This window comes from Priestia sp. JSM ZJ58, from assembly GCF_044383985.1.
GTDB classification, from domain to species: domain Bacteria; phylum Bacillota; class Bacilli; order Bacillales; family Bacillaceae_H; genus Priestia; species Priestia zanthoxyli.
Window position 1 is genome coordinate 3,234,465 of record NZ_JBISEM010000001.1, and the last position, 16,136, is coordinate 3,250,600.

The 16,136-nt window shown below is 38.5% G+C and carries 18 protein-coding genes; 6 read left to right on the plus strand and 12 right to left on the minus strand.

The window, feature by feature from the left end; all coding sequences use genetic code 11:
- Positions 1–37: 37 nt before the first annotated feature.
- The 3 genes from ACH6EI_RS16895 to ACH6EI_RS16905 form a co-directional block, all read right to left on the minus strand.
- Positions 38–1,282 carry a Bcr/CflA family efflux MFS transporter gene (locus ACH6EI_RS16895; protein ID WP_028413975.1) on the minus strand — a complete coding sequence of 415 codons (1,245 nt, stop codon included), beginning with the start codon at positions 1,280–1,282 and terminating at the stop codon, positions 38–40.
- A 199-nt stretch (positions 1,283–1,481) separates the two neighbouring features.
- The gene (megL, locus tag ACH6EI_RS16900; RefSeq protein ID WP_033578482.1) at positions 1,482–2,669 is read right to left on the minus strand and encodes a methionine gamma-lyase; all 1,188 of its coding nucleotides are present in this window, start codon (positions 2,667–2,669) and stop codon (positions 1,482–1,484) included.
- Positions 2,670–2,823: 154 nt separating this feature from the next.
- Positions 2,824–3,873, minus strand: coding sequence for an NAD(P)/FAD-dependent oxidoreductase (locus tag ACH6EI_RS16905; protein ID WP_028413977.1), 1,050 nt, complete (start codon positions 3,871–3,873; stop codon positions 2,824–2,826).
- A 189-nt stretch (positions 3,874–4,062) separates the two neighbouring features.
- On the opposite strand from ACH6EI_RS16905, the gene ACH6EI_RS16910 reads away from it, so the two are divergent.
- From ACH6EI_RS16910 to ACH6EI_RS16925, 4 genes are all read left to right on the plus strand, one after another.
- On the plus strand, positions 4,063–4,857 hold the full coding sequence (locus tag ACH6EI_RS16910) for an ABC transporter ATP-binding protein (RefSeq protein WP_028413978.1): 795 nt from the start codon (positions 4,063–4,065) through the stop codon (positions 4,855–4,857).
- The gene (locus ACH6EI_RS16915) at positions 4,858–5,778 is read left to right on the plus strand and encodes an iron-hydroxamate ABC transporter substrate-binding protein (protein ID WP_028413979.1); all 921 of its coding nucleotides are present in this window, start codon (positions 4,858–4,860) and stop codon (positions 5,776–5,778) included.
- Positions 5,779–5,859: 81 nt separating this feature from the next.
- A complete protein-coding gene (locus tag ACH6EI_RS16920; protein WP_028413980.1) occupies positions 5,860–6,870 on the plus strand; it encodes a FecCD family ABC transporter permease in 1,011 nt (336 codons plus the stop codon).
- Positions 6,867–7,874: a FecCD family ABC transporter permease gene (locus ACH6EI_RS16925; protein WP_099330783.1), complete on the plus strand. Its 1,008-nt coding sequence runs from the start codon at positions 6,867–6,869 to the stop codon at positions 7,872–7,874. Before ACH6EI_RS16920 ends, ACH6EI_RS16925 begins: the two co-directional genes overlap by 4 nt.
- A gap of 37 nt (positions 7,875–7,911) precedes the next feature.
- Here ACH6EI_RS16925 and ACH6EI_RS16930 read toward each other — a convergent pair whose 3' ends face one another.
- Positions 7,912–8,073: a YfhD family protein gene (locus ACH6EI_RS16930; RefSeq protein ID WP_081732888.1), complete on the minus strand. Its 162-nt coding sequence runs from the start codon at positions 8,071–8,073 to the stop codon at positions 7,912–7,914.
- Positions 8,074–8,201: 128 nt separating this feature from the next.
- Between ACH6EI_RS16930 and ytzI the strand changes: the two genes are divergently transcribed.
- Positions 8,202–8,336, plus strand: coding sequence for a YtzI protein (gene ytzI, locus ACH6EI_RS16935; RefSeq protein WP_080754395.1), 135 nt, complete (start codon positions 8,202–8,204; stop codon positions 8,334–8,336).
- 28 nt (positions 8,337–8,364) lie between these two features.
- On the opposite strand, the gene ACH6EI_RS16940 is transcribed toward ytzI, so the two are convergent.
- The 4 genes from ACH6EI_RS16940 to ACH6EI_RS16955 form a co-directional block, all read right to left on the minus strand.
- Positions 8,365–8,562: a helix-turn-helix domain-containing protein gene (locus tag ACH6EI_RS16940; RefSeq protein WP_028413982.1), complete on the minus strand. Its 198-nt coding sequence runs from the start codon at positions 8,560–8,562 to the stop codon at positions 8,365–8,367.
- A gap of 44 nt (positions 8,563–8,606) precedes the next feature.
- On the minus strand, positions 8,607–9,035 hold the full coding sequence (locus tag ACH6EI_RS16945) for a MarR family winged helix-turn-helix transcriptional regulator (RefSeq protein WP_028413983.1): 429 nt from the start codon (positions 9,033–9,035) through the stop codon (positions 8,607–8,609).
- Positions 9,036–9,096: 61 nt separating this feature from the next.
- A complete protein-coding gene (locus ACH6EI_RS16950; RefSeq protein WP_033578477.1) occupies positions 9,097–10,722 on the minus strand; it encodes a DHA2 family efflux MFS transporter permease subunit in 1,626 nt (541 codons plus the stop codon).
- 33 nt (positions 10,723–10,755) lie between these two features.
- A complete protein-coding gene (locus ACH6EI_RS16955) occupies positions 10,756–11,394 on the minus strand; it encodes a biotin/lipoyl-containing protein (protein ID WP_028413985.1) in 639 nt (212 codons plus the stop codon).
- Between the two features lie 279 nt (positions 11,395–11,673).
- On the opposite strand from ACH6EI_RS16955, the gene ACH6EI_RS16960 reads away from it, so the two are divergent.
- On the plus strand, positions 11,674–12,135 hold the full coding sequence (locus tag ACH6EI_RS16960) for a MarR family winged helix-turn-helix transcriptional regulator (protein ID WP_033578476.1): 462 nt from the start codon (positions 11,674–11,676) through the stop codon (positions 12,133–12,135).
- A 50-nt stretch (positions 12,136–12,185) separates the two neighbouring features.
- Here the strand turns inward: ACH6EI_RS16960 and ACH6EI_RS16965 are convergent, their stop codons facing one another.
- The 4 genes from ACH6EI_RS16965 to ACH6EI_RS16980 all read right to left on the minus strand — a co-directional run bounded on the left by ACH6EI_RS16965 (position 12,186) and on the right by ACH6EI_RS16980 (position 16,068).
- On the minus strand, positions 12,186–12,989 hold the full coding sequence (locus ACH6EI_RS16965) for an endonuclease I family protein (RefSeq protein ID WP_099330782.1): 804 nt from the start codon (positions 12,987–12,989) through the stop codon (positions 12,186–12,188).
- A complete protein-coding gene (locus tag ACH6EI_RS16970; RefSeq protein ID WP_033578474.1) occupies positions 12,986–13,945 on the minus strand; it encodes a S8 family peptidase in 960 nt (319 codons plus the stop codon). The genes ACH6EI_RS16965 and ACH6EI_RS16970 overlap by 4 nt, the downstream gene beginning before the upstream one ends.
- Positions 13,946–14,145: 200 nt before the next feature.
- Positions 14,146–14,886, minus strand: a complete 741-nt coding sequence (locus tag ACH6EI_RS16975; protein WP_028413989.1) for a DsbA family oxidoreductase — start codon at positions 14,884–14,886, stop codon at positions 14,146–14,148.
- A gap of 201 nt (positions 14,887–15,087) precedes the next feature.
- Positions 15,088–16,068, minus strand: a complete 981-nt coding sequence (locus ACH6EI_RS16980) for a DUF3231 family protein (RefSeq protein WP_033578473.1) — start codon at positions 16,066–16,068, stop codon at positions 15,088–15,090.
- Between the last annotated feature and the right edge of the window lie 68 nt (positions 16,069–16,136).

Below are 16,136 nucleotides of genomic sequence, written 5' to 3' on the forward strand. Positions count from 1 at the left end.
CAAAGGAGTGATGCTTTTAAAACAATCCAAAAAGCGATTACGGAGAAACCTCCGTTTTAAACTCGTTAACTTCGCACTTTTCTGCTTCTTTCTTGTTTTTAGTTAACGTAAAGAAAGCTACAAAACCTAAAAGCGCCGTACTAAATAAGATAGCAGCCATCGGAATCGCTGTTGTTTCGTTAATCCCTACTAAAGGAGAAACAATTGATCCTAAAGTTAATGGAAGCATACCTAAAACGGCACTCGCACTCCCTGCTCTATGTCCTTGATTTTTCATTGCCAATGTCACCGAGCCTGTGATCGTCATTCCTATAGAGATCATGTAAATAAAAATGGGAATAACAATCGTAGCAAGCGGTCCTTTAAGCATAGTCATGATAAGAAGTACGCTAGTAGCACTTACAGCCGTAATCACGGCAATGCGAAGCAGGCTTCTTTCATGGATAATTCCGCTAAAGCGCCCAATAATAAAGCTTCCAGTCACAATAGCCAAGCCGTTAATACCAAACAAAATGCTAAAAACTTGCGGAGAAACATGGTATATCCCTTGATAGACAAATGGAGTGCCTGATACATAAGCAAAGCTTCCTCCATGGACCAGTCCGATAATTAGGGCATATCCAATAAAAGAACGGTCTTGTAATAAACTGCCCATTGTGCGAACAGAATGACCAATTGAACTTGGTGTTCTATTTTCAATGGGCAAAGTTTCTTTTAAACGCATTGAGATTGTTAAAACAATTAAAAGACCTATTAAACTTAAAAACAAGAAAATAGTATGCCAGCTTGCAAAAGGAAGAAGTAAAATAGCACCTCCGGCCATTGGTGCTATCATTGGTGCAAAGGCATTGATAACCATTAACAGAGCAAAAAACTTCGTAAGTTCTCTTCCGCTAAAAACGTCTCTGACAATGGCGCGAGAAAGAACAACTCCTGCCGAAGCCGTAAACCCCTGCAAAAAGCGTGCGATAACTAAAGCCGTGATAGTAGGAGCCAGTGCACAGAGCAATGACGATAACATAAATAAAGAGATGGAGATGAGTAAAGGTCCTTTTCGTCCCTTTGCATCACTGATTGGACCAATCACGATTTGACCAACGGCAAGTCCTAGTAAACACGATGTTAAGCTAAGCTGTACAAGTGAAGCTCGCGCATCTAAATGATCAGCAATAGCAGGAAAACTTGGCAAATACATATCGATATTAAGCGGACCTAATATCGCAAGCGTGCTGAGAAGAAACGCTAATCCTAGACGTTTTTTTCCAGTTGGATTATGAAGCATAATAGCAGAGCACCTTCCTTACTTAAATATTGTATTTTCACAGATAACCTCTAGTCTATTGAAAGGCACCCCTTCTGTCTAGGACATTTGTCTAGAGATGCAGATAAAGTTCCACTGGCAAAGAAGGAGGTATGAGTAACTACAACTACATACGGTTAACATAAAAAACAGCGCTTGAAATTCCTCCAAGCGCTGTTTTTTATATACTATCTAATGCCTGCTGTAAATCTCTCATAATATCTTCCCAAGCTTCCAGCCCAACTGATAAACGAAGAAGTTCATTTGAGATGCCCATTTCTTTTCGAGCTTCTTCCGGCACAACTGCATGCGTCATCGAGGCAGGATGCTGAATAAGTGTTTCAGCATCGCCAAGACTCACCGCGATGGAAATGAGCTTAAGCTGATTCACCACTTTTACGGTTTCTTTATAACCGCCTTCCACTTCAAAAGAGAGAAGCCCCCCTCCTTTTTTCATTTGCTTTTTCATGAGAGAATAAGCAGTGCTGTTTTTATCCCCTGGATAATAAACGGCTTTTACCTTGGGATGGAGACTTAATTGTTTTGCGATATGTTCAGCATTCTCACAGTGGCGATCCATTCGAACGGCCAGTGTTTTTAAGCCTCGGAGTAACAGCCACGCATCAAATGGTGAAAGAATACCTCCAATATCTTTTTGCGTCGTTTTGCGCAGTACGGAAATAACCTCTTTGTCCCCTACTACAATTCCTGCCACAACATCTCCGTGTCCACCAATAAATTTAGTTGCGCTATGAATAACTAAGTCGCATCCAAGCTTCAGCGGCTGCTGCAAATAAGGAGTTGAAAAGGTATTGTCTACTACCACGGGAATTCCTTTTTGTTTGGCGATACAAGTCACTAACTCTAAATCTACTAAAGTCATAGTCGGGTTAATCGGTGTTTCAATATAAATACATGCTGTATCTTCTTTGATAGCAGCAAGAATTTCTTCCTCAGTTTCCAAGTTGGAAAAAGAATGATGGATTTGATATTTTTCCTCAAGCATTTCCAGTAAACCAAACGTGCATCCATACACTCCTTTAGAACATAAAATATGATCGCCTGCTTTTGTAAGTCCAATTAATACAGCCGATACTGCAGCCATTCCTGATCCAAATGCCAAAGCGGCTTCGCCTTCTTCAAGCTGTGCCATACGCTCTTCTAAAATGGTGACCGTCGGATTAGATAACCGAGAATATACATAACCATTTTCTTCTCCGCTAAATCGGTTTGCACCTTGTTCTAGAGATGAAAATGTAAATGTAGACGTTTGATAAATAGGTGGAGCTAAACTATCAAAATGATGTTTTGATTCGTACCCTGCGTGAATGGCTTTTGTTTCAAACTGATATTTCTTTTTTTCGTTCATACGGCTTCCCCCTTATGCAAACAAGCGCTGTGTCATTTTTAAAAATGTAAGCGTTTTCTTTTATTATATTTCTCTTTTCTTTTTTCGTTCCCTGCCTATCTATGTAGATAATTCCACCGTAGAGAAGGAAGCGACATGCACACTGCACCTCGCTTTACTTCATCATTTGTTTAATTAGTATTGAATTACGCTTTTTAAATACTTCATTATGAGAAGAAACCATAGCTGTCTTAGCAGCAGAGGGCTGAACGAATTGTTTTGCTTTGTTTACGGCATTAGCAGCATCTTGAAAAGCGCCGGTAATCAGATGGACTTTTCCTTCGTGCATGAGAATATCTCCAGCTGCATATACACCTTCTACAGACGTTTCGCTTGCTGCATTACCTGCAACGTAATAGTCATCAATGGTTTTGATATGTAGTTCGCTGTTTTTTAACAGCTCTGTATCTCTTTTATAACCGTGATTAATGATAACTTCGTCAATCGATAAATAAGAAACCTCACCGGTTTGATGATTAGTCAGCTCAACTTTTTCAATAAATTCATGCGTCGCATCAGCCACTAATTTTGTAATAGATGTGTTAAGCAGACACCGAGCCGAACTGTTTATTAATTGTCTTACTTGTGCTTCATGACCGTTTAGTTCACTGTTTCGGTACGTAATATATACCTTTTTAGCAACGGGCTCTAGCTCATTTGCCCAATCAATGGCTGAATTGCCTCCCCCGGAAACAATCACCGTTTTATTTTTAAAATGCTGCAGAGATTTAACCGTATAGTTTAAGTTTGATATTTCAAATCGTTCTGCTCCTTCAATTTTGAGCTTTTGCGGATTTAAAATACCTCCTCCAACAGCAAGGATAATGGTTTTAGAGTAATGATGTTCACCTGAAGAACCCGTCAGCTGGAAAATACCATCTTTCAAGCGAGAAATGGATTCAATCTTCTCATCTAAAACAACAGTCGGATCAAACGTCAGTCCTTGTTCCACAAGCTGTTCAATAAGCTTCGCACCGGAAATAGGCGTTTGGCCCCCTACATCCCAAATCATTTTTTCAGGATAAACGTGAAGTTTTCCGCCTAGTTTTGGCTGATATTCAATCAGCTTTGTTTTCATTTCCCTTAGCCCGCTATAAAAGGCAGAATAAAGGCCAGCCGGTCCCCCGCCTATAATTGTCACATCAAAAAGTTCATTGTGTATCATGCACGTTCACTCCTCGTAATCAATTGTCATTGATTATCATTCTCATTTAAATATACATCTTCTTCAACGTTTTGACAATAAAAATAACTATTGACATCCGGAAACGTTCGAATTATAGTATGTAAAGTAAACGATACTGATAATCATTATCAAGTATTTGTTGTATTAAATGTAAACGGAGGGTCAGATATGGTTCGCCTATATACAGAGAAATTACATATTAGTTATGGTGAACGTCTAATAGTAAAGAACTTAAGCGTTAACATTCCAGACAAAAAGATTACTACAATTATTGGTTCAAACGGATGCGGCAAATCAACGCTTTTGAAAGCCATTACCCGCATTATTTCTCATCAATCCGGTTCCGTTATTTTAGACGGCGAAAACATTTCAACAGAACATACAAAAGCACTCGCTAAAAAAATGGCTATTCTCCCTCAAACCCCTGAAAGTGCTAAAGGCTTAACGGTGGGAGAACTTGTATCTTATGGGCGATTTCCCTATCAAAAGGGGTTTGGGCGTCTATCAAAAGAAGATTATCAAACGATTGACTGGGCGCTTGAAGTAACCGGAACAAAAGATTACAAGTTTCGTCCTGTAGATTCTCTTTCAGGCGGTCAGCGCCAGCGAGTGTGGATTGCGATGGCTTTAGCTCAAGAAACCGATATTATATTTCTTGATGAGCCGACTACCTACTTGGATATGGCTCATCAGTTAGAAGTGCTTGAGCTGCTTCAAAAATTAAACAAAGAGCAAGGACGTACAGTTGTAATGGTGCTTCATGATCTAAATCAAGCCGCTCGCTTTGCGGATTATATTATCGCTTTAAAAAATGGTGAAATTGTCAAAGCCGGAAAATGTGAAGAAGTCATTACGCAGGACGTTCTAAAAAAAGTGTTTCATATCGACGCTGAAATTGGACGAGATCCGAGAACAAATAAACCAATGTGCATCACGTATAACTTATTAAGAGGAGATAACTAAATGAAAAAATTATTGCTTCCATTCATGCTTATATTCGTACTACTTATTAGTGCCTGCAGCAGCGGTTCAACTGAAAGCAAAAATGATTCTAGCAAAAACAGCGAATCCAAGACGATCACATATCAATCTGAAGACGGCCCTGTAAAAGTTCCGGCTAATCCGAAACGTGTTGTTGTGTTAGGTTCCTATGCAGGTAACGTACTTTCTTTAGGTGTTAACATTGTCGGAGTAGACTCATGGTCTAAAATGAATCCCCGCTTTGAAAAGAAATTAAAAGGCGTGGAAGAAGTATCAGACGAAAATTTAGAAAAGATCATTGAATTAAAGCCTGACTTAATTATTGGCTTATCTACTACAAAAAATATTGATAAATTGAAAAAAATTGCCCCTACTGTCACGTATACATACGATAAAGTAGATTACCTTACTCAGCATGTAGAAATTGGAAAGCTATTAAATAAAGAAAAAGAAGCACAATCATGGGTAGACGACTTTAAAAAGCGTGCGGCAAAAGCTGGTTCTGATATCAAAGCTAAAATTGGCGAAGATAGCACGGTTTCAGTTATTGAGAACTTTGACAAGCAGCTTTATGTGTTTGGGGATAACTGGGGACGCGGAACGGAGATTCTTTATCAAGAAATGAAATTAAAAATGCCAGAGAAAGTAAAGAAAATGGCTTTGAAAGATGGATACTATGCGATTTCGCCAGAAGTTCTTCCTGAATATGCCGGAGATTATTTAATCTTTAGCAAAAACCAAGATGGAGATACATCATTTGAGAAAACAGATACGTACAAAAATATTCCTGCTGTAAAGAATAATCACGTATTTGAAGCAAATGCAAAAGAATTTTATTTTAATGATCCAATCACATTAGATTATCAACTAGATTTCTTTACTCAAAAATTTCTTGGCAAGTAATTCATTCAAGAGGAATTCTTTTTAGAATTCCTCTTACTTTGTTTTACTAAATTTATTCTTACATGAAAAGATAGGTGTGTTATGAAAAAAGACAATCAGCGTTTCATTCCTTTTTTATACAAATTAATAGGTATGCTGCTCGTATTCATCATAATGTTTGTTTCTTCAATGGTTTTTGGCGCTGCTGACATATCGATAAAAGATGTATGGCTAGCACTTTCATCAAGCAGTGTAAACGAACAGATTTCGATCATCAGAGATATTCGTTTACCTCGTGAAATCGCCGCTGTTTTTGTGGGGGCTGCTTTATCAGTATCAGGGGCTATTATGCAAGGTATGACAAGAAACCCACTTGCAGATCCAGGACTTTTAGGGTTAACGTCTGGCGCAAATGCGGCTTTAGCTGTAACAATTGCCTTGATCCCTGCTATAAATTATTTGGGTATTACGATTGCTTGCTTTATAGGAGCCGGGGTTGGCGCAATCCTAGTGTTTGGGATTGCTGCTCTAAAAAGAGGAGGATTTTCTCCGCTTCGAATTGTACTAGCGGGAGCTGCCGTTTCAGCATTTCTTTATGCCATTGGAGAAGGCGTTGGTATTTATTTCAAAATTTCAAAAGATGTATCGATGTGGACTGCTGGGGGAATGGTAGGCACTTCTTGGGAACAGCTTCAAATCATTGTTCCTTTTATTCTCGGAGGTATATTCATTGCCCTTTTGCTTTCTCGGCAGCTTACTATTCTGAGTTTAAATGAAGAAGTGGCTGTAGGATTGGGTCAGCAAACGACAAAAGTCAAAACCATTTTATTTGTCGTCATGATTCTTCTTGCGGGTGCTTCTGTTGCGCTAGTGGGAAACATGGTGTTTATCGGCTTGATGATTCCTCATATTGTACGAGGAATTGTAGGAACTGACTATCGTTTTATTATCCCTATGTCCGCTATCACTGGCGCAGCGTTTATGCTGCTCGCTGATACATTGGCTCGAACGGTCAGTGCTCCTTATGAAACACCGATAGCAGCAGTTGTATCGATGATTGGTTTACCTTTCTTTTTAGTCATTGTTCGTAAAGGAGGAAAAGCATTCTCATGATTCACCCAGCGCTTATTAGAAAACAACGAATAATTATGATGCTGCTCACTGTTTTGATTCTTGGAACGGTTGTGATAGGAATGGGACTCGGTGATGCACCCCTTCCTTACAATAAAGTGTTTCCTACTCTTTTTGGCAAAGGGAATTTTACAGATGAGTTCGTCCTTTTTTCAATTCGACTTCCGCGGATTATCATTACGCTTCTAGCAGGAATGGCTCTAGCTTTATCAGGAGCTATCTTACAAGGTGTTACGCGCAATGATTTAGCGGAACCTGGGATTATAGGAATTAATTCAGGAGCAGGAGCCGCAATTGCTGTGTTCTTTTTATTTTCCCCAATTGAAGCAGGCTCTTTCGTTTATGCCCTTCCGCTGGTAGGCTTTATCGGCGCCTTGTTTACAGCTGGTCTTATCTACCTTTGTTCATATAGTAAAAGCCAAGGGCTGCAGCCTGTGAAGCTTATTTTAACAGGCGTAGGTTTTTCGATGGCTCTTTCTGGAATGATGGTGGTGATTATGTCATCAGCTGATCGTGCTAAAGTTGATTTTATTGCTAAATGGATCGCAGGAAACATTTGGGGGTCAGACTGGCCTTTTATATGGGCACTTCTACCTTGGCTTCTTGTCTTGATTCCTTTTATATTGTACAAAGCAAATTCATTAAACATTTTTAACTTAAATGAAGCTGCAGCTATTGGAGTCGGTATCGCTATGGAGAAAGAGCGTATAACATTGCTTCTAGCCGCGGTTGCATTAGCGGCAGCAGCAGTTTCAGTTACAGGCGGCGTGGCCTTTATTGGGCTTCTTGCTCCTCATATTGCCAAAGGCTTAGTCGGACCGAGGAACCAGCTTTTTATTCCCGTTGCCATTTTACTAGGCGGCTGGCTTTTGCTGATTGCAGATACAATAGGACATAACATTGCCAATCCTAACGGTATACCGGCAGGAATTATTGCCGCCGTAATCGGTGCTCCTTATTTTGTTTATTTGCTTTTGAAAAAATAATAAGCAGACGCGCTTTTTCAGAAAGCGCGTCTAGTTATTATTTTTTTTGTCTTTCATCTGCAGCGTTCGCTCTAGCCTGTGCTTCTAAATCGTCTTGGTCTGCTAATTCACGCGAAAACTCTTCGTCCACTCCATCTGCTTTAGATGCAGGATAAGCTGCTACCTTTTTTAATTGTTTCTTCAACTCTTTTTCATTCATAATGAACACTCCTTTATTCTAGACTGTTATTAGTATGCGTTTGTCGTTTCTGCACTATGTGGAGAAAGAAGGAATTTTACCAATAAGACCGAAAGCATACGTAATAAGAAAAAGAAAGGACGTTTTATATGATCATCATTATTACGCTCTCTATTATCATTGTATTTGTTATTTTACTGCTGTGCGTAGTTACCACCTCAAAAGCTTATGATTATAAACATACCGTAGATCCGCTTACAAAAAAACAACACGAAAAAAAGTAGGTGCGCTCGTTTCACACCTATTTTTTTATTAGCCCTGCAGTGATTTTAAATCATGATCGTTCAATTGAAATGCTTGCTTAATTTTGTCTTCTAAGTTTTTTGTTACTCTTCTCTTCCCAACTTCAACCAGGGCGATTAAAGAAAAACTGCAGTTCACTGCTTGAGCGAAGTTTCGCTGATTCATATTGTAGTTTTTTCGAATGTTTTTTACCATCTCTTTATCCATTTACACTCACTCCGCATAACTCAATATACTTTTTTTATTCCTCTTCAAGTCACATGTTCATCTAGCTGCCGACAGAGCGTAAGAAATTGCTGCTGCTCTTCTTCTTTATAGCATGCAAACAGTTTTTCAACCCTTTGCTGCATGTCTTTCTCAGCCGCTTGAATCACTTGTTTTCCCTTGTTTGTAAGCTCAACCATAACTTTACGCCGATCTTCTTTTGAATGGTAGCGCTCCACAAGATTCAGTTCATACAAACGTGTAATTGATGCTGTGATAACGCTTGGGCTCGCCTTCATTTCGTCTGCCACTTTGGTCACAGGCATTGTACGTGCACGTTCAACAATCAGTAAAATATGATATTGAAAAGGGGTAATTCTGTAATGCTGTAAAAGGCTTTTTACATTTGTCATTACTTTTTTGTTTAAAGATATTGAAATTCTTTGAATTTCTTCACCAAATATCAATGGATCCATCCACCTCACCGCCCCTTTCTCTCCAACATGTTTTATGATGAACTTTTGATTCTATAGCACTTTATGAATTTATACTTTTTGGAGCTGGAAGCATACGAATATCTTCCTCTTGAGCTTTTGATTTCTTTTCTTCGACTACTTTATCTTTACGTACGTCACGAAGGAAGAAACTTAAAATTAAACCGATAACAGAAATCGCTGTTGCCCAATAAAAAGCATCGTTAATACCTTGAATCGTACCTTGCTGCGTCATTTTTCCAGATAAAATCGTCAGCGCTTGCTGCTGAGCTTGATCTTGTGATAAATGCAAAGTAGCAGCTACTTTTTGTACAAATAAATGAAAGCTATTCATAAAGAATGGATCAGACGTATTCATGGAACTGCTGATTTCATTTACATGATACGTTGTACGGTTTGTAAAAATGGTCGTCATTAAACTAATACCAATTGAACCACTTACTTGACGAAGCGTATTAGACATTGACGTTCCGTGACTGCTTAGTCTCTGCGGAAGCTGATTCAAACCGGCTGTCATAATTGGCATCATTAAAAGTGACATACCAAACGATCGGATAATATAAATCGCTAAAATATGATTAAACGGTGTATCCATCGTCAGCTTCGTAAATTCAAACGTTGAAATAGATGTAATGAACATACCAACGATTGCTAGCGGACGAGGTCCCACTTTATCAAACAATGTACCTGAAATCGGCGACATAACCAGCATAACAAGTGCGCCAGGAAGCAACAGCAATCCTGAATCAAAAGCAGAATATCCGCGGATATTTTGCAAGTAAATTGGAAGCAAGAACATACCTGCGTACATACTGATTGTAATCGCAATACTAATAATATTTGATAGTGAAAAAATATTATATTTAAACACGCGCATATCCAATAGCGGCTTTTCAGATTTAATTTGTTGAAGAACAAATATAATTAAAAGAACTGCCCCACCAATGATTGTAGAAAGAACAACTGAATCCGTCCAGCCGTCATTTCCAGCTTCACTAAATCCGTAAAGCAATAATCCCATACCTGCAAGTGATGTCACAACTGAAGGCATGTGAACTTTTACATCCTTTGGAGGCTGAATGTCTTTTAATTGAAAGAAAGCAATAATTAATACAATCGCACCTAATGGCACCATGCCGTTAAAAAGGATGTGCCAATCATAGTTTTGAATAACCCATCCAGATAATGTTGGACCAATAGCCGGTGCGAACATCATGGCTAATCCAAAAATACCCATCCCTTTTCCTCGCATGTGAGGAGGGAAAATAAACACAATAATGGTCATAACAAGAGGCGATAAGACACCTCCGCCAATAGCTTGAATTAAACGGCCGGTAAGCATAATCGAAAATGTAGGTGCAATTCCGCAAATCAATGACCCTACTGTAAAACAAACCATTGCAAATAAGAACAAGCGACGCACACCAAATCGTTCAATTAAAAAAGCTGAAAGCGGAATTAACGCCCCGTTCACAAGCATATATCCAGTTAACAACCACTGAGCTGTATTTGCGGTTACGCCAAACTCAGTAATTAAATGCGGGATGGCTACGTTTAGTAACGTTTGATTTAATATTGCAAGAAACAAACCAAGCATTAAAACAATCAATAGCGGAATATGCTTTTTGATGGATCCATCACTTGTGTTTTCTATACTGGCTGTCATCATATTTCCTCCCTTCTTGAACTGTTGTAGTAAGAATTAGTCTTTTGAAATTTTTACTTCAGCGTTCATTCCTGGTAGCACATGCTCTGAATAATTAGAAATAGAGATTTTTACAGGAACCGTTTGAGATACTTTTGTGTAGTTTCCATCTGAGCTTGAGTTCGATGTTAAAGATGAAAGTGAATTAGTTGCATATCCCACTTCTTCAACTTTACCGTCAATTTTTGTACTACTGTCTCCATCTACTGTTACATCTACATCGTCGCCCTCTTTAATATCCTTAAGCTGATCCTCTTTGATATTCGCTACGATAAATAGATCTTTCATATCTACTTCGGTTGCAATTTGCTGTCCAGCTTGAACCATTTGATTTTCTTTTACATTTGTTTGAATAATTTTTCCATCTGCTGGTACTGTAGCAGCTACAGAGCCTTTTTCAGCTTGAATCTTAGCAATTTCAGCATCTTTTGATACATCATTTCCTTCTTCCACTGTCCAGCTTGCTACCTTACCTGCTGCAGGTGCAACTACGTTGTATACATCTCCAGATACTTTAGCGTTATCCGTTGTAATATAGTTGGATTTTTGAACGTAATAATATCCTCCTCCAATTAATAAAGCTAAAATAACGATGATTCCAATAAAATTTGTTACCATTAAGCGACTTCTAGACATTCATTACTCCTCCTTAATACTTCACTAATAAAATTACTTTTTTATATAGCTTTTTCATAAAGATATTATCTCCATCTATTAGGAGATATGTTTCTTTATAATCATCTATTTGGTTAACCACCTAAATAACTTTATCATAAAGATATTTTTTCGTAAAGATATTAATTTAAAAATAATAACGATGGTTAAAGATAATCATTGCCATCCTTTACAATTGTTTCATTTTATTTTAGAGTTAGTTTATATATGTCCGTAGTGTACAAGGAGATGGAAGCTAGCATGGATAACAATGTAGAATCAAAAATTGAACACCTTTATCAAATTAACACATCTTTTTTTCAATATATGCGACATTTAGTCGAAGAAACATTAAAAACGCAGCCTTATCACTTAACACCCACTAAATTTTATATCTTAAACTACATTGCCAGCGGTACAAAGTATATGGTGGCAGATATTTCAAATAAGCTTCACTTAACCTCGGGCGCTACAACTAGCTTATTAAATCAATTGGAAGAAGAATCTCTCATTCAGCGCGTGCGAGACGAAAAAGACCGGAGAGTCGTGTGGGTTTCATTGACCGATGAATCCAAACAGCTTGTTTCAATGATTACAGAGAAGCGAAATGTATTTTTAAAAGATATGCTAGCAGCTCTAACTGTAGAAGAACAAGAAGAATATTTTCGCTTGTTAAATAAAATGGATGCCCTTTTGAGCGATAAATATGGATTTTCTTATTAGGATACCTAAAGGAGCTCCGTTTCGAATAGAAACGGAGCTCCTTTTTTATTTTAGAAAGCCGAATTCATTAATGTAGCTGCTTTGTCAGGAAAATCGATAAAAGGATTTCGGTTGCCTTGCAATTCAAAAATTGCTGCATTGCGATGTTTTTCATAAAGTGAAACGGTAAATTCTTCATGCCATTTTAGTAAAAGAGGAAGATCTACTCGTGAAGAGTCAATTTTATTATGATAGCGAATTAAAAAATAAAGCGTAGCTCGAGCGACAATTCCTTTTCCATATTCGGGTTCAAACTTACCTTTTTCTGATTTGCCGCACCCTTCTTTCACATCTGATTGCTTAACTTCCGGTGTATAATCTGGGAAGTCAATATAAGAGGAATTACCTCTTCGGCTGTTACAAGAAGGTTCACACGCAAACAAATGATGCAAATCGCCTCTCATAGGCTCTTGTTTTCCAAACCAAGATTGCGGGACAACGTGCTCACAGTTTAGCAGTATATCATTGCTTGAAACAGATGAGTGACTAAGCGACTGAAGTGCATCAATATCTTGCTGTATCGCTTCTAACGGATCCATACCTTTCCCTGAATACAGACTCTTCAGCTCTCCATTCTCCTGTAGATCCACCCATGGATATACATATTTATGCGGCGAATAACTCAGCAAATGCTGATGCGTTTCCGTTAACAAAGCTTGCATGGCTTCTCTTTCAAAGAGAGTACCTCGATAATAAAGATTTTTACTCTCTTCATCCGTCTTTTCATCATAATAGCTTCGTTTGTTTACATATTCGTGATAAAGGGCTTTTGCCTGCTGTTTTTCCCCCATTAATATATCTAAACTGCTTTTCATCCCATCACCTCTGAAGTCATTTGACGTTGAATTTCACGCAATAGCTTTTCAACAATGGTCAAGTGCACAAACCCGTTTCCTACTTCTCTTGGTGATTCATTTAATGGAAGTGTTCTTCTGATTAACTGTGCGTAAAGCTCTGGTTCTGTAAGTTCTCTTCCAAACGTTTCATTTGAAAGAACTTTTATCAATGCCAAAGCTCCCGCCACGTGAGGCGTGGCCATAGAAGTTCCGCTCAGTGCGGCATACTTTCCGTTCAAGTAGGTTGATATGATCTTCTCCCCCGGAGCCACTACGTCCACTTCATTGTTTGAGTTGGAAAATATCGAAGAACGTTTCTTTAGATCAACCGCTCCTACGCTAATCACTTCATTATATGAGCCTGGGTATGCAAACTCATCTGTGGAGCTTTCTCCATCTCCTTCATTTCCCGCTGCGCAGACAACTAAAATATTCTGATCAACAGCATCCTGAATCGCTTCATGCAGTTCAGGTACATCGGCCGGACCTCCAAGTGACATTGAAATGATATCTACTTTTTGCTGGATGGCGTAGGTAATACCTTGAATAATCCATTCATATTGACCTGAACCATTCCCATCAAGTACTTTCAGAATAAGTAAATTCACCTCAGGAGCCACTCCTACAACGCCCGCTCCATTATGCGCTGCTGCAATTGTGCCTGCTACGTGAGTACCGTGACCATTATAGTCTTGATAAACATCAGGATTTTGCTGATCATCGTGCGTAAAATTTCTTCCTCCAATAATTCGCTCCTGCAAATCTGGGTGTGTAACCTCACAGCCAGTATCCAAAACCGCTACGGTTATTCCCTGTCCTTTTGTTTGCTTCCATACTTCCTCTGCTCCAATTAGAGCCACTCCTTGTGGGACTTCATTAAATTGACTTAATTGTTCAACTACTTGAAATGGGATAATGCGCACTTTGTTCTTCATTTAGATTCCCCCTGCAGGATTAAATGGAAGCTAGTTCATGGTGGGATCACTTTTAATCGCTTATTTTTGGAGTTCACTCATCGAGGTTTGTTGCTTCTAAGTCTATTATAACACAAAAACAGAACGCATGTTTGTATTTTGGATAAAATTTTCACAAATAAACAAAAAGCAGAGCCGGAATTTTCCGCCTCTGCTTTCTTTTATTGTTGGTCTTTAGAAGAATCAGGCACGGCACATTGACCATCTGCACAAAAGGCATCATCTGCGCCTTCTGGAGACAAACTCTTCAAAGCGGGAGTCGGATTTTCTTCTTCCCATACTTGTTGGAGAGCTCCTACAAATGTTTCGACTGGCTGTGCACCTGAAATCGCATATTTTTGATTAATAACAAAATACGGAACGCCGCTAATGCCATATTGCTGAGCCGTTGCTTCATCACTGCGCACTTCATTTGCATATGCGTTTTTATCTGCAAGAATTTGACGTGCTTCTTCTCGATCAAGACCTGCATCTTCAGCAAGAGCAATCAGCGTCGCTTCTTCACCTAGATGTTTTGATTCAGTAAAATATGCATATAAGAGTTTTTCTGTAATAGCTGCTTCTTTTCCTTGAGCTTTTGCAAATTTAGCTAAACGATGAGCGTCAAACGTATTAGTTGGCTTCATATCGTCAAAATTAAAGGATAATCCCACACCAGCTGCCTGCTGTCCGATCCCTTCATTTGCTTGCTTCGCTTGTTCAATGGTCATTCCATATTTAGCAGCAAGAGCTTCATTAATCGTTTTACCAGTATTAACTGAAGCATTTGGATCTAGCTCAAAGCTTTTAAATTCAACCTGCACGTCATCTTTGTGTGCAAACTGCTGAAGCGCTTGCTCTAATCGACGCTTTCCAATATAACAAAAAGGACAGACAAAATCTGACCAAACTTCTATTTTCATCGTGACACCTCTTCAATTCAAGATAATTCTTATCGTAGCATACCTTTGAATAATTTCCATCATAACTTGCTCAAACAAAGCAAAAAACACGGTGTTGATTTACATACTAAGTGTATTGAATCAGCACCGTGTTTTTATCTCACTTATTTTAAATTCATTGCTTTTAAAAGATCATCATGTAAATACGTATTTTCATATTAGCTAATCAATACTTGGTGGAACTTCAAGCCAGCCTTTTTTAATCATAATTTCCGTCGCTTCGCTTGCATATTGAAACGCATCTTCTCCTATCAGCATCATTTTAGCCACAATATCTCTTCGAAAACTAAATGCTGCTCCAAATGCCTGACTTCCAATACTAAAATTACTTAGTAAAATATCGCATGTCAGCATCAAACGATCAGAAAAAGCAGGCGTTTCAGAAGTCGTGATGCTTCCTGTTGAGGCAACAGAAGGTGAAATATCGTCTTGTATAATTATTTCTTCTAGACGCGTAATAATCTTTTTACTGAGCTCTTTTCCTTTCAAAAAATGCTTTTTGACTTCGGTATCTTTAGCCGTTTGAGAAAAAGCCTTCATTAACTTCATCCCCACAATGTTTGTTTCGACCCCATGATAAAGCTGAGCTAGCTCCATCGTATTTAATACTCTTTTATCCGCAAATACATTTAAGCCGCTCAAATATTTTCTGTCAGAAACAAACTCAACAGTGGTTGGCATCGGAATATAGGGTGGACGTGATAAAATCCCTTTTTTCAGTAAATACTGCGTACAGGAATCATAACAATGTTGCGTAATCTTTGTTAAATCTTGATAAAATTTCACCACATCTTCTCTGTAGGCCTTACCTAAACTTAATGTATACATCCCCATACTAATTTCTTTAATAACACGAAGAAACATAATATCAAATCCATTAGTAAATAGTTTTGGAGCCTGTATGTTTACGTCTTGAGATGAAAGCCCGGTTGGCACTACGGCTCCTTCTTTTTCAAATATTGTTTTTATCTTTCGTATGTATATAATAAGCTGCTCACGCAAATCTGTCATAATTGTTTTAGCATCTTCATCGTCTGCATGTTCAATCATATAATCCAACAAGCAAATGATTAACGTTTTCTGCTGATATGTCATCCACAGCGTTCCAATTTCACTTGAGGTAATACTAGGTTTGTCAGGCACTGTTACTTTCCTCCGCTTCTTGAGCTTTGTTGAGTGCTTTTATCGCTCAAAAGAGAACATACTCATTG